This is a genomic window from Methanogenium sp. MK-MG, assembly GCF_009914725.1.
In the GTDB taxonomy this organism is placed as follows: domain Archaea; phylum Halobacteriota; class Methanomicrobia; order Methanomicrobiales; family Methanomicrobiaceae; genus Methanogenium.
Window position 1 is genome coordinate 29,683 of record NZ_JAAAWJ010000003.1, and the last position, 22,057, is coordinate 51,739.

The following is a 22,057-nucleotide window of genomic DNA, read 5'->3' on the forward strand; positions in this document are numbered from 1 at the left end:
GTTTTTTAACCCCCTATACCTGGTCCTCCAGGTGCATCCTGGGTGCGATACCCATACTCTTCATCTCGTCCAGGAGCAGTTTAAATGCATAACTCATCTCAACCGGATAGATATCGATCTCATTTCCGCACGCGAGGCAGCGTGTCACATTTCTGTTGCGGTCGAGGAAGGCAATCATACCGCACTGGGCACAGACAAACTGTTCGACCTTGTCAGACTCATCAAGCAGTCTCTCTTTCAAAGCCATTGCCGCGCCATGGCCTATCATGACATCACGTTCCATCTCACCAAATCTGAGACCACCTTCACGGGCACGTCCTTCGGTTGGCTGGCGGGTCAGCACCTGCACCGGTCCGCGGGACCTTGCGTGCATCTTTGAGGATACCATGTGGTAGAGCTTCTGGTAATAGATGACACCGATATAAATGTCAGTATGGAACTGTCTGCCGGTAATGCCGTCCCGCATCACTTCACGGCCATTATGGGAAAATCCAAGATTCGCAAGCGATTCTCTCAGACTCGCTTCCGGCTCTCCGGAGAATGCGGTGGCCTTGATGCGCCGGCCTTCCATAGACCCGACCTTTCCGCCAAGCATCTCCAGCATATGTCCTATGGTCATACGTGACGGGATTGCATGCGGGTTAATAACCAGATCGGGTGCAATGCCTGCTTCGGTAAACGGCATATTTTCCTGGGGAACGATCAGGCCCACAACACCCTTCTGTCCGTGACGTGAAGCAAATTTGTCACCGACTTCCGGAACCCTGAGGTCACGTGTCCGTACCTTAACAAGACGGGAACTGTTTTCACCCTCGGTCAGGATGACCGTATCAACAATACCCCGTTCATTGCTCCGCATGGTAACCGAGGTATCACGACGCTTCTCAACGGTGATCAGTTCGCCTGACGGTTCCTCAAGGAACCGGGGCGGTGATGTCTTACCGATAATGACGTCCTTTTCATGAACGACAGTCTCGGGGTTGATGATGCCGTCGGTGTCCAGGTTCTGATAGTATTCCGCTCCACGGGCTCCTGCCACTTCCTCGTCGGGCACCTCGATTTTATCAACCTGACCTCCGGGGTAGCGGCGTTCTTCTCCGTCATACGTTCGTAAAAAGTGTGAACGTCCCACACCACGGTCAAGGGATGCCTGATTGAAGATGAGCGCATCTTCAATATTGAACCCTTCGTATGACAGAATGGCAACGACCAGGTTCTGGCCGGCCGGCCGGTCGTCAGAGCCGATTATTTCAGATGTCTGTGTATGGACGAGCGGTTTTTGTGCATAGTGAAGCAGGTGGCCACGGGTATCCGGACGGAGTTTCATATTTGAACATCCGAATCCGAGTGCCTGTTTGATCATACCTGCACCCATGGTGACACGGGGTGATGCATTATGTTCCGGGAACGGAACATGTGCTGCTCCGATACCAAGAATCAGTGCCGGATCAATTTCAAGATGGGTGTGGTCAGGTGTGACTTCAGACTCGTTCATCGCGATGAAGAGATCCTCTTCTTCTTCCGCATCGATATACTCGACGATTCCACGGGAGATGAGGTCCTGAAAGTCAATTTCACCTGATTTCAGCCACTCGATATCCTCTTCTGTGACCAGAGGTTTGCCTTCTTCAACCACAATCAGAGGCCGACGGGCACGACCCCGGTCGGTATGAATGATGATATCCCTGTTGTATCCCTTGTACGAGACGTTGACCTCTGACGAAAGTTCGCCCCGCCGCCTCATCTTCCGGATCCGTGAGACCATCTCATTGGGCGAATCGGAAAGGCCGATCAGCGCACCGTCTACAAACACACGGGACTTCTTCTGACTCTTGCTCATAATACCTCCCGTTTCAGTTCTTCAACACCAAGATTATAGAGCGTCCTGTTGACCACCTGATTATCGGGGACCCCTTTTGAGATCTCTACCATCTGTGCGAAGTTCTTTACAAGACCACAGTTCGGACCTTCCGGTGTTTCGGATGGACAGATCCGGCCCCATTGTGTCGGGTGAAGATCACGGGCCTCAAAATGAGGCTGTGACCGCGACAGAGGGGAGATGACCCTTCTCAGGTGGGACACCACTGCCATGTGATCGATTCTGTCGAGCAGCTGTGACACACCGGTACGTCCGCCGACCCAGTTTCCTGTGGCAAGAGGGTGGAGCAGACGTTCTGTCAGCACGTCTGCACGGACAGCAGTGCCGATAGAGAGGTCACGGTGCCGCATGCTTGCACGCTCAAGCTGATACTTGACATCACGGGTCAGCCGGTTTAATGATATCCTGAAGAGATCCTCCATCAGGTCCCCGGCAAGTTTGAGCCGCTTGTTAGAGTAGTGATCCTTATCATCAATTCTCCGGTTCTCAAGCACAAGATCAAAGCATGCCTCTGCCATTCGTCCAAGGAAATATCCCTTTGCAAGCCTGACACTCTCGGTTGCCTGCTGATATCCGGGGTCCTCTTCTTTCAGACCTTCGGGCATCAGGTAATTCAGATGGGGGAGGAGATAGTTGTCAAGCACAAATTCTGCACGTTTGCGCTGGTAATCCCGCGTCTGGTTCGGTGCGAGCTTTTTGCCGACATACATAATCCCCTCTTCGGTGTCATCGCATTCGCTCTCTTCGAGGTTCTGCATCATGAAGGTAAGAATCTGTTCATCGTCAGAGACCGCATGCACAACATCAAGGTCACTGCTCAGTCCAAGCCCGCGCATCAGGTCAACATACCTGAGATGGCCGGCAACGGACGGGAAGGAGACCTCGAGCAGGTTTTTACGGTTTCTTTCAACGATGACAAGAGCACGATATCCACGGAACTGAGAGAATACTTTTGCAACATAGATTCTCTCGCTGTATCGCTCCGTGTATTCGGTCATGATCTTGTTGGAGGCGAGATCCTCAAGTGTCATCAAGACACGTTCCGACCCGTTAACGATGAAATAACCGCCGGGGTCATGGGAATCCTCACCATAAGAGACCCGTTCCTCGTCAGACATGCCATGCAGATTGCAGCTCTGCGAACCGATCATGACAGGAAGCTGGCCGATTGTTGTTATAACGGGCTCCTGGCGCTCATCACCCTGAACCAGGGTCATGTCAAGCCGGATTGGTGCTGCATAGGTCAAATTTCTAAGCCGGGATTCACAGGGAAACAGACCGGACTGGGAACCGTCCGCTTCTCTGACAACTGGTTTTAATACTTCTATTTTTCCAAGTTCAACCCACACGGGATCGTTGTCTTTCCCACGCTGGCCGATATCGGTCTCAATAATCCGCTGTTCATCAACAACTTTCTGGAGGTTAAAATCCAGAAAATTGTTGTATGAATCCAGCTGATGACGTGCTACATGTTCCCGTGAAAAATAGGCTGAAGATAATACGTTTGTGTCAAGCAGAGAGATCACCCTCAATAGGTTTATTTTTTCGGCCTCTTGACAACCATCCGGAACGATTCCGCACGGCCTGCCGTCTGGCTGTTTCTTACAATTCGAATAACATCATTGACGCTTCCGCCAATCGTCTTCACAGCTGGATCGTCATGATAGATTTTGGGCAGCTGGTCATAGTTGATCTTATACTTATGCAGAAGATCGTCTACTTCCTCCCGGGTCATTACGTGATGTTCTGGAACCATCACATGTTCAATTACAGGAAAGTCTTTGGTGTCCATCTAACGCCCCTAATAATCAGTACCTGATTCATTTTCAGATGCATCACCGCAAAAAATTACACATTGCGCCACATGCCTTTGTGGCGACGGGCCCAGAGGGATTTGAACCCCCGACCACCTGGTTAAAAGCCAGGCGCTCTTCCTGGCTGAGCTATGGGCCCGAATTACTGATCGAATCAGTATACTAAGTGGAACGTCCATGTATAAATAGTTATTCCCTGTTTAAATAAGAGATCTGGCCATTACCTTCCGAAGAGGACGAATCCCGCGCATGCCGGCACACCGTTAGTATAAATAGGATGATACATTAAATCTTCAAAATGCATCATCACCAGGGGGAATAGACAGAAATGAAGAGAGAATCTGATCAAATTGAAGAAAAAATTGTCGACATTCTTGGTTCGGGGACATACCTGATCTATGTGCTCGTAGCAGTCATCCTGCTCATCCTCGCCGCGCTGTCACTCCTTGATGCCATTACCGGATTCGGGGTGATGCTGACCGGATCAAAGGAGGCGGGCATGATGGTCGCCCTGCACGCAGTACTCCTGACAATTATTATTATTGAGATTCTGGAGACGGTGACCGGCTATCTGCGCACACATACCATACAGATTCGTCCCATACTGATTGCAGGAATTACTGCCATGGTCAGACGGCTGCTGTTTTTTGATACGGAACCATTGTCCGCACTCCTGCTTGGAGAGGTGGTCCTCGCAATAGTCGCGGTACTGATTCTTACAATAGCAATCGTTTACCTTGGAAAGGCTGAAAAATAATTTATTCTTTTTTTTAGTTTTTCAGATGAAGATACTCTTTTGATATCTGTTCCAGACGCTCTTCCTGGAATTTAATACTCATGCCCATGCTCTCAATCGCCTGCTGAATATTTTCCCCGACTTTAACGTTGGAATCATTGATATTGTAGGTGGATTCCAGAATTTTCAGAAGGCGGCGGGAGACGTCTGCGCTCTTGCTCAGCCGTTCATACTCTTCAATAATCTGCGAATCGGTGCCCCTGTCCTTTGCTTCTTCAATATCCTGATTAATTTTTTCCTGACGTTTCAGTACATATTCAATGGCATCATAAAGCTGACGATGGGTGGTCGGCTTCATGATATAATCTTCAATATATGCGCCGTATTCCTGTGCTTCGTCAGGTGTCAGCTGTTTGGCCGTGAGCATCATCACCGGGACATTGGCGGTTGATGCATTCATCTTTATATTTTCAAGTGTTTCCCAGCCGTCCATCGGCTCCATCATAATGTCCAGAAGAATAAGATCCGGCCTGACATCCTCCAGCACTTCCAGACATTCATTGCCGCTATATGCTGCAATGGGTCGATACCCCCCCCGCTCGAGCATCGCAACAAACACATCAACGATCATCGGGCTGTCATCAACGATTAGAATTGTATACATATCTATTCCTCCCCAATATTATTCGCAATAACTGCCAGTTCCCTTTTCAATAATTCTATATCAGCTGATTTATTAATAATTACCGTTATTAGCGCAGCCTTCCCGGCACCCAGGATGATAATGCCCCCGTCGTCGCCATCAACAAAAACTGAAGCCGGACGTGAAAAATGCAGCATACTTGCCGCTGCCTCGGCAGAGCCGAGAACAGTTGCAGTCATGGCTGCAAAAGAAGGAACAGAAAGACTGCTGTCGATTCTTTTTTCCATGAGAGCACCTGTGCGTGAAATGACCGCACATCCTGATACGCCATCAAGGGCCATGCATTTATCCAGACATATTGCAATCTGCCTTTTAACTGAAGATATATTACTCACGCCAATGTCTCCGGGTAAATTTAACGGACGAATTCAAATTGGATTCTATATCACATATATCTATTCAATATTCCGGCGTGTCAGTGCGGGCCGGCATCATCGTTGTATCAGAACAGATGCCGGTCAAAAAAAACAGAAACGGACAACAGATTTATTACATCAGGATTTTAACTTTTAGACAGTATGCAATTGCCTCGGGGGACGCTGCATTCAGTTAAGAAAGATATTCAGCCATCTATCCTGTTCAAAGAAATTTCTGAACAAAAATTTACCGGATACTGCAACATATACCTTAACTCAGATACCGCATCCACCGTATTCAGGAAGGGCAGATGTATACTGGCAAAAGCGGGAAAATTCTGCGGATTTGAAGCATTTAAACGGATAGAACTGGACCCGTCGGATGTTTCTGCAGAACTGTATACGTTCACTGATACACAGGTTGGACTGAGCACAGAATTTAATGCTGACTGTACAGTGGTTTTTCCAAAAAAATCACCCCTGCCTGAAAAAACAGGGGAGATGGGTGCAATACCCGAATCAAAAATAATGGCTGAAGTGAAGAGGCAGCAACTCTCCAAAGAACCGGTTGGGCCGGACCCGGCAAAGGGTGTGGACACTTTTTTTGAATTTCGACCTGCGGTAAATCCAAAAATAATCAAACCGAAGGGTGATTTCCAGCTGCCCCGGGGTAAATTTGTCGCAATTCAAAAGTCAGTCCCGCTCCTGAATGTGATCCGTTCTGCTGAGGATAAGAACTTCACCGGATACATGGTCATCGATATCGGAGTGCGAAAAGTTTCCATTATCTACCGCAGGGGTATGTGCATTATGATTGATTACCCTCCCAGGTACGGAGAAGAGGCAGTCAGGGATATCCAGCGGGAATTTGAAAAGAGGGTGACGGCCGAACTGTATGACCTGTCCCATCAGCAGATGGTTCTTGCACTGGAATTCAATGAAGGCTACTGGGCCAATAACTGGACCAAAGGAACGGGGGTGTCAATTACATCAATATCAAAGGAAATTATTGAAGAAAACCAAAAAATAATTGAAGAGGATGTCAGCAGATCAGATTCCAAAAAGGAAACAGCATCTGCTGAAACGTCAGAACTGACCGATATCGCTGAAACATCAGGGGCCGGTGGGGGAGTTGCAGATACACAGGATGATGAAGAACCTGATGAATTTGCACGGGAGGTCAACACACTTGAACATATGGATCTGGGACTGATGGAGTCCAAGATAAGAGATAATTTCAAAGATGTGATTAAAGAACTTGATCTCGATTACCTGATTGCGGACACAAAATCTGAAAAAAAACGGACCGGGGACATAAATGACTGAAGATAGTTATCTGATTATTCTGGGTGTGGTAATTGTCATCCTGTTTATTGCATTGCTTATTCTGACCTACAAGGTGTTTGATCTTCAACATCGAATGGCAGGTGGAAATAAACTGAACATTCCTGAAGAAAAGTCCGCACAAACAAAGACGGAACAAAAAATCGAACACAGGGAAGAAGAGAGGGAAGAACAAAAGATTGCTGAACCAAAAAATACCGTTATCCGCGACATCAATCTCACCGAAGGAATTTCTGACATCAGTGAAAGCATGAGACGCTACACAATAAAATATCACCTTGATTCAGCAACTCTGGCATCAATGGACGGGTTTTTAATCGCCTCATCACATGCGGACAGTGAACGGGAAGCGGCAAACCTTACTGCAAGATACCGGGAAAATGCCATGACAGAGGTTGGGGATACGCACATCACCCCTCTCAGTTACCGGGGTGAAGAGATTCTCTTAATATTCAGAACCACTCAACAGGTCACAAAAGAGCGGGCGGAGATGATGATACGGGATGGAAGGTCAATCCTCTCCCATTGGCTGTGAGTATTTAAATCTTATTGGGGTGCTACCCAAAAGATATATAATAATTTGGGGAAACTTAATTACAGCGATCACCTAAACAATTTATTTTGGTTTGCAATAATCCATACCTATTAAGTATACAGAATCACTAAATTATTGCGTACAATCCACGAATTTGAGAGGTATTCATGGTTAAAGTTTATACAATAGCGTCAGGGAAAGGGGGGACGGGTAAGTCCACGACGTCGGCTAACCTTAGTACATGCCTTGCCGAACTGGGAAAAGAGACGTATGTGATGGATGCCGACATGGGGATGGCGAACCTTGGCATACTCATGGGGCTGGAAGATGTCCCGATAACACTTCACGAAGTGCTTGCAGGCAATGCAACGGTGTCTGAAGCGGTCTATGAAGGGCCATTTGGCGTCAAAGTTGTTCCGAGCGGTATATCACTGAAAGGATTTCAGAACGCTGATCCGGACAAATTACGGGATGTGATGCGTGAACTTATTGGGAAATGTGAATTTCTCATCATAGACGCACCCGCAGGAATCAGCAGGGACGGTGTCATTCCGCTCGCCATTGCAGACGAAGTGATTCTGGTTGTTAATCCGGAATTATCGTCTATGGTGGATGCATTGAAGACAAAGATACTGACCGAGCTTGTGGGGGGGAGTGTAAAAGGCGCAATACTTACACGTGCCACGATGGAAAACACTGAAGTGTCAAAGCAAAAAATGGAGGAGGTGCTTGGAGTGAAGGTAATGGGGATAGTGCCCGAGGATCCGAATATTCGCAGATCGTCGGCATATAAAACACCCATAGTGGTCAAATATCCGAACTCCGATGCGGCAAAGGCATACAGAAGAATTGCAGCAAACCTTGCCGGAACCACATATGCTGACGCTCCCGATGTTGAAACATCACGGGAAAGTTTCATTGACAGACTGGCACGTTCAATATTCAGGGGAAATAAATGATAGGCACGACAGCAGAAGGGGTGATGCTGATATTATTCGGGATAGTGATCGTTTTTCTCCTTTTTGTAGTAAAACTGATGCACACCCGGATAAATCAGCTGTTGGCGGAGATGAACGACCTTGACGGAAAAGTAAACCTGACCTCAAATGAGATTGAGGAGCTGACGAAGAATGTTAAGGAGTTTAAAGATATTAAATTCTGATATTTTCAAAAAGGAAGTTAGATAAAGAAGGCGAACAGAGGTTATGGAGCGGGGCCATAGGGTAGCCTGGACCATCCTAGGAGACTGGGGGTCTTCTGACCTGCGTTCGAATCGCAGTGGCCCCATTTTATTTTTGGAAGATTTTTATGAAGATTACTGAAACCTGTTTTGAATGCCTCCTTTCACGCATCACATATGAATGCGATCTGATCTCTACAGATCCCAAAAAAACAGTGGAGATCGCCGAAAAATGCCGGAATCTTCTCACAGAACTGTGTAAAGAGGAAAGGGCAGCCCCTCAGATCTCAAGCAGGGTTCACAGGCTTGCATATGAAGAGATGGGGTCCGTTGATCCATATCACTCATTAAAAGTAAAAGACAATGAAGATGCGCGCGATGCATGTGAACAACTGATCACTCCCGCCATGGGTTTTCGCGATCTCTGCCTCGCAGCGATCATCGGAAACACACTCGACTATGGCTCACGGGAACACACGGTGACTGACAACATTGCTGCGCATTTTAGCAATGAATTTGAAAAAGGCCTGACAGTTGATGATACGGATGAGATGCTGGCCCTTTCCGACAGAGTGGTCTTCTTCTGTGATAACTGCGGCGAGATTATATTTGATTCATACCTGATACAATTCCTGAAAGACCAGGGGTCCCATGTCACGGTGGTCGTTCGCGGCGGGTCGATTATCAATGACGCAACACTGGAAGATGCACATACAGCAGGAATAGATACCATATGCGATGCGCTTCTGACCAATACCCATGGAATCGCTGAACTTGGTTATGATCCGGCACTGGCACCTAATGAGCTGCTGAGAGCAATCGATAGTGCCACCATCATCATTGCAAAAGGCATGGCCAATTACGAATCCCTGACCGAAATTGAGGGACTGCCCCCTGTTGCATACTGCATGACAGTAAAATGTGTTCCGATTGCGGATTCGATTGGTGTAGAGAAAGGTTCACGTATTGCAATGCTCAGATATCAATAATTCATACAATTATTTACTGTCTGAATTATTGCGATACGGTTTGTCGAATACTTCATTCCATGTCGTCTCCAGCACATAGTATTCCATCATCCTGACAACACGCTGATTTTTGGGAGATAATTCATACGCCTGTTCAAGTACCCTTCCTGCCTCTTCCTGATTGCCCATCTGGATATAAATCCGGGTCATCTCAAGCAGGATATCAATATTGTCAGGGTCCATCCGGTAACCCCGCATAAGAAGTTTCAGAGCTTTACCGGTATCATCCTCAATTCGTCCAAGGTGATACCAGAGCGCCGGCTGATTTGGTTTTAACCGGATTGCAGCCTTCAGGGCATCTGAAGCTTCATCCGTTTTGCCAAGGTTCAGAAGGCAGATGCCGATTCCCAGCCATACCTCTCCATCAGGATTTTTAATGTTATTTGCCTGATGAAAGCACTTGAGGGAATCGGTATAATTTTCGAGGCGCATGAGTGCTGTCCCCATATTCAGCCATGCACGAAAATTGCCGGGTTCATTATCGGCAGCCCTCCGGTAATAATAGTAGGCCTCTTCATAATTTCCAAGAGACAGATACACATTGCCTTTACCGATTAAAAAATCCGGATTTTCCGGCAATGCATCAAGGGCAGTATTGATAAACTGCATCGCTTCTTCAAACTGATTGATCTTCAGGTGTACGATGCCTTCATTATACCAGCCAAGGGCATAGAGTTTATTTGCCGGAATTCGCGACATGTCTGAGGATACCTGTTCTTATGATGATACTTCTGTATTACATAATTATTATACATAAGCATCGTTTTTCGGGCGAGCAGGGGTTCTCCTGCGGAAGAATCACGACCTGTTGTTAAAATGAGTATTAAAAATATTAATTAACCAAAGATGTATGGAATTATCAGCAGCAGCAGAATCACTGCTATCATAAATGAACTGATCAAAGACACAACGATTGGTACAAGGTCACTGCGATTCCGTTTTTCAAAGAATCCAGCTACCCCCTCCCGCATGATATACCCGCCATCCAGTGGAATAAACGGGAGTGCATTAAATGTCCCGACTGCCAGATTGAACCAGAATGTCCAGAACAATATCTGGATCACTCCCCAGAATCCGGTAAAGGGCACCTCCCACATCTCCATATACGGCACATCAAAAGCAAGGATACCCAGGTTCAGGCTGTCGTCCTCAATGACCATGTTGATCGGTACGTAGAGCAGAAGCAGGGGGCCAAGAGGGCTTTTTATTAAATTATTGAATACCAGTTCGGCCGATTCAGGTGAATAATATGTAACACCCATAAATCCACTTGATTTATTGCCGAACTCTTCGGGCCATTCCTGCAGGGTCAGGGTATGGTCAGAGGTGGCACCACCCTTCAGCATCGTTACCGTCAGCGTATCCCCGGGAACGGTCTTCTGCAGCATGTCTGATACATCGGTTACGGATTCCACACGGATCCCGTCGACAGCATAAATAACTGAATCAGGAGATATGCCCGCCAGACCGGCCGGGTAATCCTTATACACTCCCTGGATCATTGGCGTGGCCGATGGTGTCGCCATACCCATTAACAGGACAATGGCGGCAAAACAGATCAGGGCAACGACGATATTGTTGGTGATGCCGGCTCCATACATCCGTATTTTTGAAGAGCGTGGGGCATTTTCCACCTCTTCTTCATCCGGTTCCACAAAGGCACCGATGGGAATTACGGCAACGAGTATGCCTGTGCTCTTCACTTTGATATCCTCAACCCTGCAGAGAATCGCATGTCCGAATTCATGGACGACAAGCGTCACGAAAAAACCGATGATGACTGCAAACGTGATCGGAATGAAATCATTGACACCGGGGATGGCGAGAATATTCTGTGGTTCATAAATCCCCTCCGGTGAAGGGGGATTTATCATGGAGTTGTAGACTGCAAGCAGGAGGAGGGCAGACATCAGTATGGAGATCACGACCACAAGGACGGCGCCGAGTGTCCCGTAGCCACGCCAGAATCCTGTCTGTCGTCTGAAATAATCAAAAAATCCCACTCTTTCAGTCTTCAGTGCAAGAATAGGCCCATAAAAAGTGACATGTGCCTCCCACAGGTGTGCATACTTAATATAACCAGCAACAAGGGCATAGATAATAACTGCAATAATGCCGATTAAAAGCCAATCCATTCAGTATACCGTTAGCTTCGGTGATTATAAAAACCGTTGTATCGCATCATGATCTGATTAGAAATCGAAGAGAGATGCCTGTGACAACCGACTCATTATTCTCCGTGTCGTTTCCCAGGACGAACGTGCACAGGCAGGGGGGTGACCGGATTCTGCGATATACGTCTCAAGAAACCGTATGGTAACGGAGTCCGATGGGTAACCGCTCCCGAAATTGCCGAATTCTTCATGAAGACTCTCAATGCACCTGTCCCGGGTTACCTTTGCAACAACTGAAGCGGCACTGACGACCGGAAAGCGTACGTCTGCCTTATGTTCAGATACAATCGAATAATTTCCACCCGCATACCGGGAAACCGTCCTCCCGTATCGTTCGGCATTAACATCACATGCATCCACAAATGCAGTGGCACAGGGCAGCTTGCAGATTACCTCCGCATGTGCCCGTGCAACGATATCATTCATGGATATTTCTGCGCGGAGACGGTCAATCTCTTCTGCGGATATGATGGCAGTGGCAGTGACAAATTTTTCCGTGATCTCACTATAGAGTGATTCACGGCGCTTACGGGAGATTGTTTTTGAATCAGCAACGCCTGTTAACGCGACTTCGTCCATATCATGGGCGGATACCCCGGCGACAACCATCGGACCAAGCACCGATCCTTTTCCGGCTTCATCAATACCGCATATCACGTACATACGGTTCAATCCACAACCTATATCAATGGGTGTGGCGGATACGCATTTTGATGTATATCATCATCATTGGTCTCGGGGGTATCGGCAGGGCACTTGCAGCCATGTCGGTTGAAAATGGAAATTCAGTGGCGGTTATCGATCATGATGAGGGACGCTGCAACGAGATTATTGACCATTATGATGTCCTTGCTATTGCCGGGAATGCAACAGACAAATCCATTCTTCTGGATGCGGGAATTGAACGCGCACAGGCACTGATTGCAACAACGAGTGACGACGCGGTGAACCTGATGGCCTGCTGGCTGGCAAAAAAATTTGCTGTGCCGAATGTCGTCTCCATCGTAAACCAGAATGAGCATTCTGATATGTTCAAAGAGGTTGGCGTGCACATCAGCGAAAATCCTGATGAACTCGTTGCTGAACGACTCTATTTCTGGTCGGAAAACACCGACCTTCATCAGCTTGCATCCATACCGGGGGGGTCCATCTTTGAAGTTGATGTGGATGATGGTGCTCCGATGATCGATCATGAAATAAAAGAGCTTGATGTAACGGACTTCGTGTTCATCGCAATAAAAAGAGAAAAAGGGGATATCATCATTCCAAGCGGCAAGGTGCGCATACGCAAAGGCGACAATATCATTGTCTTCACCAAGAAGGATGCAGAAAAAGAGTGTCTGAATATTCTCAACCGGCAGCTGAAAAATTCAGTCTAACAGCCGTCTGAGAGTTTTAATATCTTTTAGTAACCACGGATTGTATTTGACCAGTTCACGAATGAGGTATTTGGTATCAAATATCTCCATATCAAGTTTATTCACAGAATTTACGATGGAGTTCAGTTTTTCATCCTTGAGTTTAATGAATATCTCCTTCACCTGATAATTGCGTTTCAGGCCTTTCCCCATCTTGGAACATCGCCACTCGGTGTCATATTTTATCAGGGCCTTTTTACTGCAGTCTCCTGCCGCAATGCATTCTGCCGCAACCGAACCTGCCAGTTTTCCGGTATACATCGCATTGATGATGCCGCCGCCGGTGATCGGGTCACTCAGTCTTGCGGCATCGCCCACGATGATGAGGCCGTCTGCTACCGTGCATTCCAGTGGCTTGCACGCCGAAACGCCGCCGGCCATTAACTCAATGATCTTGCCATTCGGCAGATGTTCTGCAATGAAGGCATCCAGGTAGTCTTTAGGACGCTTTCCCTCACTGCACATCTTACCGGAGATGCCGATACCGACATTGGCAGTGCGTTTGCCTTTGGAGAAGATCCAGATATATCCTTCGGGAGCCACCTCACGGCCAAGGTAGAAGGCATTCAGACCGGGGTCAATGTCAATATCTGTCATCAGGTACTGGACGCAGGTCTCGATCTCTGCCATGGGAACGGTCGTGTCAATGCCGCACCAGCGGGCAAACTTGGACTCGACACCGTCTGCAGCAATCACTATGTCAGCAAATACTTCGACTGTTTTGCCACCGGTCTCGATTATTGCACCGCAGACTTTGCCATCTTTAATGATTGCACTGCTTGCCCGGGACTTGACAAATACATCGCAGCCTGCATTTGCCGCTTTCCAGACCAGTTCACGGTCAAAGATTTTTCTGTCAAGTACGTAGCCAACTTCATTTCCGGCCATTTCAGGGTTCAGTTCAAGCACCTGGCCATCCGGAGCAACAAGCTGGGCGCCATTGATCTTTGACGAGATCCATTTGGGGTCGAGATCCACAAGCTTGGAGATCTCCTGTCCCACACCCTCTGCACAGCGTACAGGTGCACCAATCGCCGGGCGCTTTTCAATAATGCAGCAGGAAAGCCCTGCTTCTGCAACAGCCTTTCCGGCCATCGCCCCTCCGGGCCCTCCTCCAATGATCAGAACATTATATTTACTCTGCATTCTTTACCTCCAGAGCGCCGAGAGGACATATCCGGGAACATATACCGCATTCTATACAGGTTTCAGGATCAACAGTAAGGTAAGCATCTACCAGTTCGAGTGCGCCTTCGGGGCAGACCGAAACACAGGCACCGCAGTAGCCGCACACTTCCCTTTTGATGATAAGCATCTTGAATACTTTGATCATTACGGAGTATAACCCTTCCTTTCAGGAGAGGCGGGAGATTAAAAAAGATGCCCTGATCTTCACATTAACAGGTGAAGAACGCATAAAACGTACTCCTGAACCAGAAATATTGCACCCGGTGAACTATCACATGAAGTATTTTAGTTTTGTGGAAGTTCATCCGGCCCGCTTTAAAGAGGCGGACAGGGATACACATGGCCTTTGACACAGCCGTAGAAAAAAAAGGGAGTGAATGTTGTGATCGGTATTGAGATCCATTCAGCCAATATAGCTGAGTTCTTCTTCGGCCTTTGCATTCTCAAGTTCCCTGATCTTTTCAACAATACCTTCCATCTCAGCGGCACGCTCTTCAAGTTTCGTGTCGTCGATATCAAGGCCTGTCAGGGCACTCAGAACGCCAAGAACCGCATGGGCACTCTTTGGATCAACAATGTAGCCGGAGGTCTCCCCCATCAGGCATATCCCTTCAATTCCGCGCTCGGCACCAAGACTCAGGAGAAGTCCTGATGCGCCGATGATGCCGCCGCCCGGTTCATCTCTTGAAAAAACCACTCCTGCTTCTTCAGCGGACTCCCGCAGAGCAACGTCACTGACAGCACCAAAGACCTGTGTCTCTTCCTGTAACTGACCTGTCCCGTAGCCTCCGAGAGTATAGATGCGTTTTACTCCCAGTTCCTCGGCAATGTCAAGATACGCATCTGCAAGCAGATAATGTCCTTCTGCAGATGTGCTCTGCACATCCCCTACAAGAAATGCAATCGAGTAATTATCTGTATTGACCAGGTAGACTTCATTGCATGAAAGACGGGCGACACCGTTTTCATCAATAAGCACCTGCGGAGGAAAGAAGATGGATGTGATCTCTGCAATCTTCTCTGCACCAAATTCTTCAATCATATGCTCGGCAACAAGTTTTCCGACCTGGCCAACACCGGGAAGACCTTCAATAAGAATATCAGCATGATACTTCTCATCGGCGAGCATTTTTATACGAATATCATCCATAACGAACTCTCCGTCGATATTTTCCAAACCGGTCCTGTGGGGAATACCTGGCCGGATGTGCAGTCCGGGTTTCAGTTCCGCATTGCGGACAGGAAAAATTGAGGGTATATGTTCCATCAGACGGGCATCGTCTAATTTTTCCGGCCATTAATTTTTACCAGAACGTGCTTTCCGGACAAATTCTCCGGTACCGCCGGCACGTTCAACAACACCAACTGCTGCTTTGGCAACTTTGTTGATGGCCTTTTCAGCGGATTTGTAATCGTGTGCAGTTACTTTTACACGGTATTTGGGGGCACCAACATACACCAGTTCAATCTCAACCCCTTCGATACTGGGCTGAGCACTGCGCAATGCCCGACGGATCACATTAACCCCGTCCGGTTTTGTAGATGTCAGAACCAGATGGCCGGTGATGGTAACTTTAGATAATTTTACATTTTCATGGGCAACTGAGACCAGTGCATCTGCAACCTTTTTATCCAGATTCAGACGCTCAAGTGTTGCTTTTTCATCAGTGATGACATCTTCAAATACCGGGAATAATGCCCCGTATTCACGGTAAAATACATTCTGTATTGATTCTTCATCAGCGCCGGATGCCTGTGAGACAAACGAGATCCATTTCAGTGCTTTCTGCTCATTTTTCCATTCATGGATCTTCTCTTTGCGCTGATGATCATTTACATCCTTCAGCGAGAGATCGATATGGCCTTTGGATCTGTCAACATGAAGTATCTTGCATACGACCTTCTGACCCTCACGGACATAATCCCTGATATGCTTAATCCAGCCCCGGGCTATCTCAGCGATAGGGATCAGGCCTTCACGTTCATCATATTCGTCCAGGGTTACAAATGCAACGAAATCCTTTACATTTGAAACCGTGCAGACAACAAGTTCACCTTCGTCGGGCCATTCTCTCTCTAGCATGGAATTACTCACTTAACTTTTCGATAATCTCAGCATGAATCTTAGCGTTCCCGCTGGAAGGTTCTGCAAGTACACTACCGCAGACAACACAGTCAACGACTGTGCTTGCCCGCTGGAAGATGATCTGTTCATTTTCACAGTCCTGGCACTTTACTTTGTAGAAAGCGCTTCGGTTATCTCTATTAATCCGTACCATTCTAATCACTCCGTGAGTTCAAATTTTCCAGCCTTTACACCACGACGCAGGTGTGCTTTACCGCACGTTGTGCACCGGTAGCGTACATTGATTCTCTTCGTTGGTTTGTCGCCACCAGGAACCTTTGAGAACTTACCCATGTTCCCGACTTTTCCGCGGCGTGCTTTCTGTCTGTCGATCCAGTGAAGATGCATATTTTTCCCGGTCTTCACCTTTTCGACTTCATGGATCTCATGCTTCCTGCAATAAGGACAGTAGGTTTTAAATTTCGTTGGCATTTTCATGGAATAAGCCCCTTTATGTGGATATTGAATCCCAATATTATTTGCTTACCTTAATACTTAAGGCTATGTTGCGTTCATAAAGTACCTGCGCATTCCTGAGGGGAAGCGAGACCAGGTCATCTTTAACAAGAGTATATATTCTTCCGTCAGTCCCCATAAAAGGTTCGATATCATCAAGGACATGAACAAGGACATGAACAAGGTCATGCCCCGCACCGGCAGTCTCCGGCAATTCTGCATCAACATGGGTTATTTCTTCATCCGGATGCGGTGCTGCCCCCATCTCCTCTGAAACCGAAGGCAGGACAGCCTGAACGGCTGTTGCTCTCTCAGCCGATGCGCCATCGATGAGAGCATGCCTGCACGCTGCAATCGCTGCATGAATCTCGTCATACATCTCCCGCTCTTCAGGAATCATCTTCCGGAGGTCCTGAGGATCCACATGATGAGTGTCCATCTGGCTGATCGCCATCTTCAGGATCTTTTTAAACCGTTCACGTGAAATATCGTTCAGGGTTACCGTAAGACTGTCAATCTCATTCATGAGACCCGGGCCACGGTCGGTAAGGATATTGTCGACAGACCGGGCCTCGGAGTAGAGCTCCCGTAACCTGACCTGTCCTTTTTCAAAAATATCCCGGGATATCGTTGTGAGTTTTCCGCTTTCACGCTCATCCAGAACTACTATTCGCAGGTCTTCAAGTTCCATATTTAAATCCACTCACCATATTCGACCGATCAGGCATCCGGGGCGGTTATCTCTCCGATGCCCCTGCAGCAAAGAAACACTGCCATCTCATCAGGCAGCCTGTTTACCCCTTTCTCAATAGTATACACCTGACCCTTCATAGGCATTGTCAGGGAGAACAGGCATTCCACGGAGACCTCATCCGTGCCAAAATCAACGACTGCATCAACGAGGGGATCAAAACGCTCAAGATCCGCCACCGAAGCCAGTTCGGTGACACGAAACCCGGAACCGCCATGAAGGGAACACGGCGCACGGATCAGCCGTTTGATGTCGGTTGTCACCGGCTCATCGGTAAGGGCGGCCTTTGAGAGTATCAGACGTTTCAGCGGTTCATAATCCTCTTTGATCACGGCACGAAGCGCATTATTCTTCATCAGTGGTGCCGCTGAGGAGAGGTCGCCCGCCGATGCAATCACCGTGTCGATTTCCTCAACGAGGGAACGTGCAGATTCTTTGCCCACGCCTTTCAGGGAAGAGAGATGCTTCACCCCATCCTTTTTCCCCATATCACGTATACGCTGCAGTTCTTCGCGCAGAGAATCACGATATCGTGCCGGCCACCCGCCGCTTGTTCCTTCATGGGCGGTGAGCATAAAACCGGGGTCAATGCCGATACCGCAGACATAATCCACCAGCTCGCGCCGCTGCGAACTGCCCCATTCCCGGATATCAGGATCCCGGACATGAATGTGATACCCGCGCCCGCCTGAAAAGACCAGCGACATGCTCTTTGCTGAAAACCCCAGTTCATCGGTGAGCATATCCACCAGTTTCAGGGTCTCGTCTTTTACCCGGGCAAGCATCGTATCGTAGGGGACCTTCCGGACGATGTGATCGGCATCCAGATCAAATATCAGGTCCGCACCGGACCAGATCTTATCGTTCATCGTCGGAGCTGATGGGAGTTCATAGTAGGCAGTGGAAAAATACATGTGACGGGGCACGGTCACCCGGACGTAGGATGCCAGTTCTTCACGCGACTGAAACGCCATATGCCGCCGCATCCGTATCTTTGACGTCTCATCAAAGGAGATAAATCCCCATTCACGCTGACGAAGCGATGGCGGCACAAATACCTGAGCATGCGAGTAATAGGCGGCAAACTTCTGTCTGATATATTCACGAGTGGCAGGATTCATCCAAGCCTCTTGATCATATATGGGCCTGATCGTTCATATCCATGTCTGGCATAATACGGCCGCACCCCGATGCCGCTCATGACTGCAACCGAGAGGTAGCCGTCTGATGCCGCCAAGTCTTCTGCTGCTTTCAGGAGGCATGTGCCATACTGCCGGTGCTGCCACTCGCCTGACTCTGTAGCGGTCTTTTTCAGGGGGACAAGGGAGCCGTATACATGCAGTTCACGGATGATCGCACTTTCTGTTAATTCGGCCCGCCAGGGATTGCCGGGGTAGCGCAGACGTACAAATCCTATAAGTGAGTCAGATGCCGTTACCGATATGAAATGCTCGGTGCCGCCGCAGCACTCATACGTCAGCGTCTTCATTACCGCCTCCTCCCCGGTCACCGGAGCGCGGCCCGCTTCTCTGCAGCGAATGCAGCGGCAGTTCCCGCCCGTCTCATGCAGTCTCTTCTGGGCAAGCTGCCGGAAATTGCTGTGATGCGATCCGGCGACGATCAGCCGTGCCGGAATGTCCCGCTGAACACGCTGGAGACGGGCATATTCCGGTATACATGATTTACCGAATGCAATCAGGTCAATCAGGTCGTCCTCCGGATAGGTCGTATATCCTCCCGCCTGCCACAGGGCTTCAATCTCCGAACCCGGTGTGACAAGTGTCGGATAAATCTTCAGGAAATCCGGCCGGTATGAGGGGTTGCAGAAGAGCTCTTCAAACATCCACCGGTCATCAGCCATCGTTGCTGAAGGAAGATTCGGCATGACATGAAAACCCACCTTAATCCCGGCATCCCGTAACAGGGTGTTTGCAGCAATAGTCTCTGCAATCCCGTGCCCGCGGCGGTTATATTCAAGAATATCATCTTTCAGCTGCTGCACGCCGAGTTCGACCTTCGTCACACCAAGCGAGAGCATACGGTTGATATGTTCCTGTGTACACCAGTCCGGGCGTGTCTCGAATGTTGCGGCAATGCAGCGTGCCCTGGCAGTCTCATTTCTGCGGCACAGCTCCTCATACGTGGCGCCGTCATCCGGGAGGATGTCACCGCCGTACTCGTTCATGGCACGTATACACGAAGCCATGAACGATTCCTGGTAGACCGGGTCACGGGCCGTCATGGTGCCCCCCATGACGATCAGCTCGACCTTGTCGATATGGTGGCCGAGTAGTTCAAACTGAAGCAGTCGCTGACGGACCTGCACGTATGGATCAAATTCATACTGGCGGCCGCGGAGTGCCGCAGGTTCTTCACCGGTATAACTCTGGGGTGACCCGAACGGATGGTCCGGCCCGCCCGGACAGGGCAGGCATTTGCCATGAGGGCACGGGTGGGGGGACGTCATGACAGCAACAGGTGCCACACCGGAGAGCGTCCGGGTCGGTTTTACCTGAAGGATTGTGCGCATTGACTCAAATTCGTCATCGGTTGCAGCTGCAAGTATGACTGAATTTTTTGGAATGGCAGAGAGACCGTATTTTTTGGCAATCTGAATCTTTATCTTCTGCACATCTGACGATGTAATTCCTGGAAAAGAGAGCCGGGAGATAATCTCCCGGAAAATATCATTGTCCTGCATACTGCCTAATTACCGGCAATAATCTCATCAGGGGCCGAATACTCCTGATAATCAAGTGAAGCGAGACCTCTGGACTTCAGGTATGAAACAAGTTCATCACCCAGCGTCAGAATTGCCTCCTTATGACAGGATTTATTTTTATGAATATGCACTGGGGAGATGGAGAATCCATCATATCCGGCTGTGCAGACCTCGTCGCCGTACGTCGCTTCGTAGTATTTTTTCACATGGACAAAGAGCATGTGAAGATGTAGGAGTTCCTCTTTTTGCACCAGATCACCAATCCTTAGAATTACTACTAATCAGGAGTGCATATAGTTTATTGGTGATCTTTATATCTCAGGTTTCACATGCAATCGGAGCACTCGCAGGGCTTGCCCTGGGGGATGCATTCGGCGCCCCGTTTGAGGGGGGGCCTCCACCGGAACACAATATCCATGAACCCGGCAGTTTCGGGGTAAATCCTGAAATTTGCTGGCAGTTTACGGATGACACAAAACAGACGCTCGCAATATCAAAATCGCTGTTAAAATGTGGGCGTTTTGACTCCTTTGATGCAATAATGGCTTTAATCGAGGAATATGATCGGGACCCGCGGTTCTATGGCCCGACATCAGGGAGGGTTTTTTCAATGGTAAAAAACGGATGCGCTCCACTGGAAGCAGCACGAACACTCTTTGAAGAAGGAGAAGGTCGCTGCCGGACGAACGGCAGTGTGATGCGCGGCGTCCCTATTGGCATATGCTACCCGCCGGAGCATGTCAGGGCCTGCAGCCTCGCGGCGTCCCGCATCACCCATTTTCACCCGGTTGCCTGTGAAGCGTCAGCAGTATTCAACACCGTCATATCATATCTGGTAAGGGGGGAGCGCCTCGCCCGTGCAATGGACAGGGCCATTGAAGCCTGTGAAATTGCTGAAGTCTGCGAACGTATCGCTACACCTGAAAAATACCCGCTGAACCCGTCCATGGATGCACTTGACACCCTTCACGCATCCCTTTCCATCGCTCTCATGACGGATTCGTTTGCAGACGCAGTTACAGGGGCCGTCATGCTGGGAGGGGATACCGACACCATTGCCGCCCTCTCCGGCGCGCTGAAGGGTGCAGAATACGGCATTGAAGCACTGCCTGAAGCATGGCTCAGGCATACCGAAGGAATTGATGAGGTCATCTCCTGCGCAAGACGCCTGTGGATGATGAGAAAAGATTGATCAAAACGGGCTCAAAAGAACCCGTTTCATCCGTTTCCCCAGTTCGCAGGAGACGACAAACTCATTATCAATCTCAGCAATGCGGTATCCCTCACCGGGCACAATGCCTTCCGGATTGCAGAGTGCAAAACTGACGCAGTCACTATGCGTGCATCCTGTCTCATAAACAATGGTTGAATTGAGAATGGCACGCTCTGCAGAGACGGCAGCAGGGACTGCGGACTCCACCACTTCCACGGTGTAGGCGCCGTCCATATGGACGGGGCAGGAATGAAGTGTGGCAGTCCGGACCCCGACAATGCGGTATCTTCTGTGGGGCAACAGATTGTGGCAGACCTTCCTGAGCCTGCAGCCTTCACATTCATGGACTTCCCCCTCATACACAAATTCAGCGCCCTCCTGTGCGAGCGCTTTTCCTATCAGTGTAATCTTTGTGCGTTCATCTTTATCGGTCAT

28 protein-coding genes and 2 tRNA genes are annotated in these 22,057 nt (G+C 48.8%); 9 read left to right on the forward strand and 21 right to left on the reverse strand.

Features of this window, described 5'->3' with window-relative positions; all coding sequences use genetic code 11:
• Positions 1-13 precede the first annotated feature (13 nt).
• The 4 genes from rpoB to MKMG_RS00815 form a co-directional block, all read right to left on the reverse strand.
• Positions 14-1,840, reverse strand: a complete 1,827-nt coding sequence (gene rpoB / locus MKMG_RS00800) for a DNA-directed RNA polymerase subunit B (RefSeq protein ID WP_165074468.1) — start codon at positions 1,838-1,840, stop codon at positions 14-16.
• Entirely contained in the window at positions 1,837-3,405 is a 1,569-nt protein-coding gene (locus MKMG_RS00805) for a DNA-directed RNA polymerase subunit B'' (RefSeq protein WP_371415180.1), read from the reverse strand. Before MKMG_RS00805 ends, rpoB begins: the two co-directional genes overlap by 4 nt.
• Positions 3,406-3,416: 11 nt before the next feature.
• The gene (locus MKMG_RS00810; RefSeq protein WP_165074470.1) at positions 3,417-3,671 is read right to left on the reverse strand and encodes a DNA-directed RNA polymerase subunit H; all 255 of its coding nucleotides are present in this window, start codon (positions 3,669-3,671) and stop codon (positions 3,417-3,419) included.
• Between the two features lie 87 nt (positions 3,672-3,758).
• Positions 3,759-3,832, reverse strand: a tRNA-Lys gene (locus tag MKMG_RS00815).
• 189 nt (positions 3,833-4,021) lie between these two features.
• Between MKMG_RS00815 and MKMG_RS00820 the strand changes: the two genes are divergently transcribed.
• Positions 4,022-4,450 carry a phosphate-starvation-inducible PsiE family protein gene (locus MKMG_RS00820; protein WP_165074472.1) on the forward strand — a complete coding sequence of 143 codons (429 nt, stop codon included), beginning with the start codon at positions 4,022-4,024 and terminating at the stop codon, positions 4,448-4,450.
• A gap of 13 nt (positions 4,451-4,463) precedes the next feature.
• Here the strand turns inward: MKMG_RS00820 and MKMG_RS00825 are convergent, their stop codons facing one another.
• Positions 4,464-5,093 carry a response regulator gene (locus MKMG_RS00825; protein ID WP_165074474.1) on the reverse strand — a complete coding sequence of 210 codons (630 nt, stop codon included), beginning with the start codon at positions 5,091-5,093 and terminating at the stop codon, positions 4,464-4,466.
• Between the two features lie 2 nt (positions 5,094-5,095).
• Complete coding sequence (locus tag MKMG_RS00830) at positions 5,096-5,413, reverse strand: roadblock/LC7 domain-containing protein (protein WP_165074476.1); 318 nt, start codon at positions 5,411-5,413, stop codon at positions 5,096-5,098.
• Positions 5,414-5,650: 237 nt separating this feature from the next.
• On the opposite strand from MKMG_RS00830, the gene MKMG_RS00835 reads away from it, so the two are divergent.
• The 6 genes from MKMG_RS00835 (at position 5,651) to MKMG_RS00860 (ending at position 9,536) form a co-directional block, all read left to right on the forward strand.
• Positions 5,651-6,814, forward strand: a complete 1,164-nt coding sequence (locus tag MKMG_RS00835; protein ID WP_165074478.1) for a hypothetical protein — start codon at positions 5,651-5,653, stop codon at positions 6,812-6,814.
• Positions 6,807-7,367: a hypothetical protein gene (locus MKMG_RS00840; RefSeq protein WP_165074480.1), complete on the forward strand. Its 561-nt coding sequence runs from the start codon at positions 6,807-6,809 to the stop codon at positions 7,365-7,367. The genes MKMG_RS00835 and MKMG_RS00840 overlap by 8 nt, the downstream gene beginning before the upstream one ends.
• Positions 7,368-7,534: 167 nt before the next feature.
• The gene (gene minD / locus MKMG_RS00845) at positions 7,535-8,326 is read left to right on the forward strand and encodes a cell division ATPase MinD (protein WP_165074482.1); all 792 of its coding nucleotides are present in this window, start codon (positions 7,535-7,537) and stop codon (positions 8,324-8,326) included.
• Positions 8,323-8,529, forward strand: coding sequence for a hypothetical protein (locus MKMG_RS00850; protein ID WP_165074484.1), 207 nt, complete (start codon positions 8,323-8,325; stop codon positions 8,527-8,529). The genes minD and MKMG_RS00850 overlap by 4 nt, the downstream gene beginning before the upstream one ends.
• A gap of 50 nt (positions 8,530-8,579) precedes the next feature.
• Positions 8,580-8,654 (forward strand) — tRNA-Pro (locus MKMG_RS00855).
• A gap of 21 nt (positions 8,655-8,675) precedes the next feature.
• The gene (locus MKMG_RS00860) at positions 8,676-9,536 is read left to right on the forward strand and encodes a DUF89 domain-containing protein (protein WP_165074486.1); all 861 of its coding nucleotides are present in this window, start codon (positions 8,676-8,678) and stop codon (positions 9,534-9,536) included.
• Positions 9,537-9,545: 9 nt separating this feature from the next.
• Here MKMG_RS00860 and MKMG_RS00865 read toward each other — a convergent pair whose 3' ends face one another.
• From MKMG_RS00865 to rnhB, 3 genes are all read right to left on the reverse strand, one after another.
• Entirely contained in the window at positions 9,546-10,274 is a 729-nt protein-coding gene (locus MKMG_RS00865; protein ID WP_165074488.1) for a lipopolysaccharide assembly protein LapB, read from the reverse strand.
• A 137-nt stretch (positions 10,275-10,411) separates the two neighbouring features.
• Positions 10,412-11,710 (reverse strand): site-2 protease family protein, encoded by a 1,299-nt coding sequence (locus MKMG_RS00870; protein WP_165074490.1) that lies wholly within the window; start codon positions 11,708-11,710, stop codon positions 10,412-10,414.
• Between the two features lie 57 nt (positions 11,711-11,767).
• Positions 11,768-12,412 carry a ribonuclease HII gene (gene rnhB / locus MKMG_RS00875; protein ID WP_371415181.1) on the reverse strand — a complete coding sequence of 215 codons (645 nt, stop codon included), beginning with the start codon at positions 12,410-12,412 and terminating at the stop codon, positions 11,768-11,770.
• 50 nt (positions 12,413-12,462) lie between these two features.
• Between rnhB and MKMG_RS00880 the strand changes: the two genes are divergently transcribed.
• Positions 12,463-13,128 (forward strand): TrkA family potassium uptake protein, encoded by a 666-nt coding sequence (locus MKMG_RS00880; RefSeq protein WP_165074493.1) that lies wholly within the window; start codon positions 12,463-12,465, stop codon positions 13,126-13,128.
• Here MKMG_RS00880 and MKMG_RS00885 read toward each other — a convergent pair.
• The 11 genes from MKMG_RS00885 to MKMG_RS00935 form a co-directional block, all read right to left on the reverse strand.
• Positions 13,120-14,313, reverse strand: a complete 1,194-nt coding sequence (locus tag MKMG_RS00885; protein ID WP_165074494.1) for an NAD(P)/FAD-dependent oxidoreductase — start codon at positions 14,311-14,313, stop codon at positions 13,120-13,122. The two genes, MKMG_RS00880 and MKMG_RS00885, sit on opposite strands and share 9 nt — an antisense overlap.
• Positions 14,303-14,482: a 4Fe-4S binding protein gene (locus tag MKMG_RS00890; protein ID WP_165074542.1), complete on the reverse strand. Its 180-nt coding sequence runs from the start codon at positions 14,480-14,482 to the stop codon at positions 14,303-14,305. The genes MKMG_RS00885 and MKMG_RS00890 overlap by 11 nt, the downstream gene beginning before the upstream one ends.
• A 276-nt stretch (positions 14,483-14,758) precedes the next feature.
• Entirely contained in the window at positions 14,759-15,505 is a 747-nt protein-coding gene (locus MKMG_RS00895; RefSeq protein ID WP_165074496.1) for a proteasome assembly chaperone family protein, read from the reverse strand.
• Positions 15,498-15,653, reverse strand: coding sequence for an RNA-protein complex protein Nop10 (locus MKMG_RS00900; RefSeq protein WP_165074498.1), 156 nt, complete (start codon positions 15,651-15,653; stop codon positions 15,498-15,500). Before MKMG_RS00900 ends, MKMG_RS00895 begins: the two co-directional genes overlap by 8 nt.
• The gene (locus MKMG_RS00905) at positions 15,653-16,438 is read right to left on the reverse strand and encodes a translation initiation factor IF-2 subunit alpha (RefSeq protein WP_165074500.1); all 786 of its coding nucleotides are present in this window, start codon (positions 16,436-16,438) and stop codon (positions 15,653-15,655) included. The genes MKMG_RS00900 and MKMG_RS00905 overlap by 1 nt, the downstream gene beginning before the upstream one ends.
• A gap of 4 nt (positions 16,439-16,442) precedes the next feature.
• A complete protein-coding gene (locus tag MKMG_RS00910; protein WP_165074502.1) occupies positions 16,443-16,634 on the reverse strand; it encodes a 30S ribosomal protein S27e in 192 nt (63 codons plus the stop codon).
• 5 nt (positions 16,635-16,639) lie between these two features.
• The gene (locus MKMG_RS00915; protein ID WP_165074504.1) at positions 16,640-16,918 is read right to left on the reverse strand and encodes a 50S ribosomal protein L44e; all 279 of its coding nucleotides are present in this window, start codon (positions 16,916-16,918) and stop codon (positions 16,640-16,642) included.
• Positions 16,919-16,955: 37 nt separating this feature from the next.
• Positions 16,956-17,627, reverse strand: coding sequence for a DNA replication complex GINS family protein (locus MKMG_RS00920; RefSeq protein ID WP_165074506.1), 672 nt, complete (start codon positions 17,625-17,627; stop codon positions 16,956-16,958).
• Positions 17,628-17,656: 29 nt separating this feature from the next.
• The gene (priS, locus tag MKMG_RS00925) at positions 17,657-18,808 is read right to left on the reverse strand and encodes a DNA primase catalytic subunit PriS (protein WP_165074508.1); all 1,152 of its coding nucleotides are present in this window, start codon (positions 18,806-18,808) and stop codon (positions 17,657-17,659) included.
• Positions 18,805-20,388 (reverse strand): tRNA uridine(34) 5-carboxymethylaminomethyl modification radical SAM/GNAT enzyme Elp3, encoded by a 1,584-nt coding sequence (locus tag MKMG_RS00930; protein ID WP_165074510.1) that lies wholly within the window; start codon positions 20,386-20,388, stop codon positions 18,805-18,807. The genes priS and MKMG_RS00930 overlap by 4 nt, the downstream gene beginning before the upstream one ends.
• A gap of 5 nt (positions 20,389-20,393) precedes the next feature.
• Positions 20,394-20,660 carry a UPF0058 family protein gene (locus MKMG_RS00935; RefSeq protein ID WP_165074512.1) on the reverse strand — a complete coding sequence of 89 codons (267 nt, stop codon included), beginning with the start codon at positions 20,658-20,660 and terminating at the stop codon, positions 20,394-20,396.
• Between the two features lie 53 nt (positions 20,661-20,713).
• On the opposite strand from MKMG_RS00935, the gene MKMG_RS00940 reads away from it, so the two are divergent.
• Positions 20,714-21,601, forward strand: coding sequence for an ADP-ribosylglycohydrolase family protein (locus MKMG_RS00940; protein WP_254059032.1), 888 nt, complete (start codon positions 20,714-20,716; stop codon positions 21,599-21,601).
• Here the strand turns inward: MKMG_RS00940 and MKMG_RS00945 are convergent, their stop codons facing one another.
• A complete protein-coding gene (locus MKMG_RS00945; RefSeq protein ID WP_165074516.1) occupies positions 21,602-22,057 on the reverse strand; it encodes a UPF0179 family protein in 456 nt (151 codons plus the stop codon).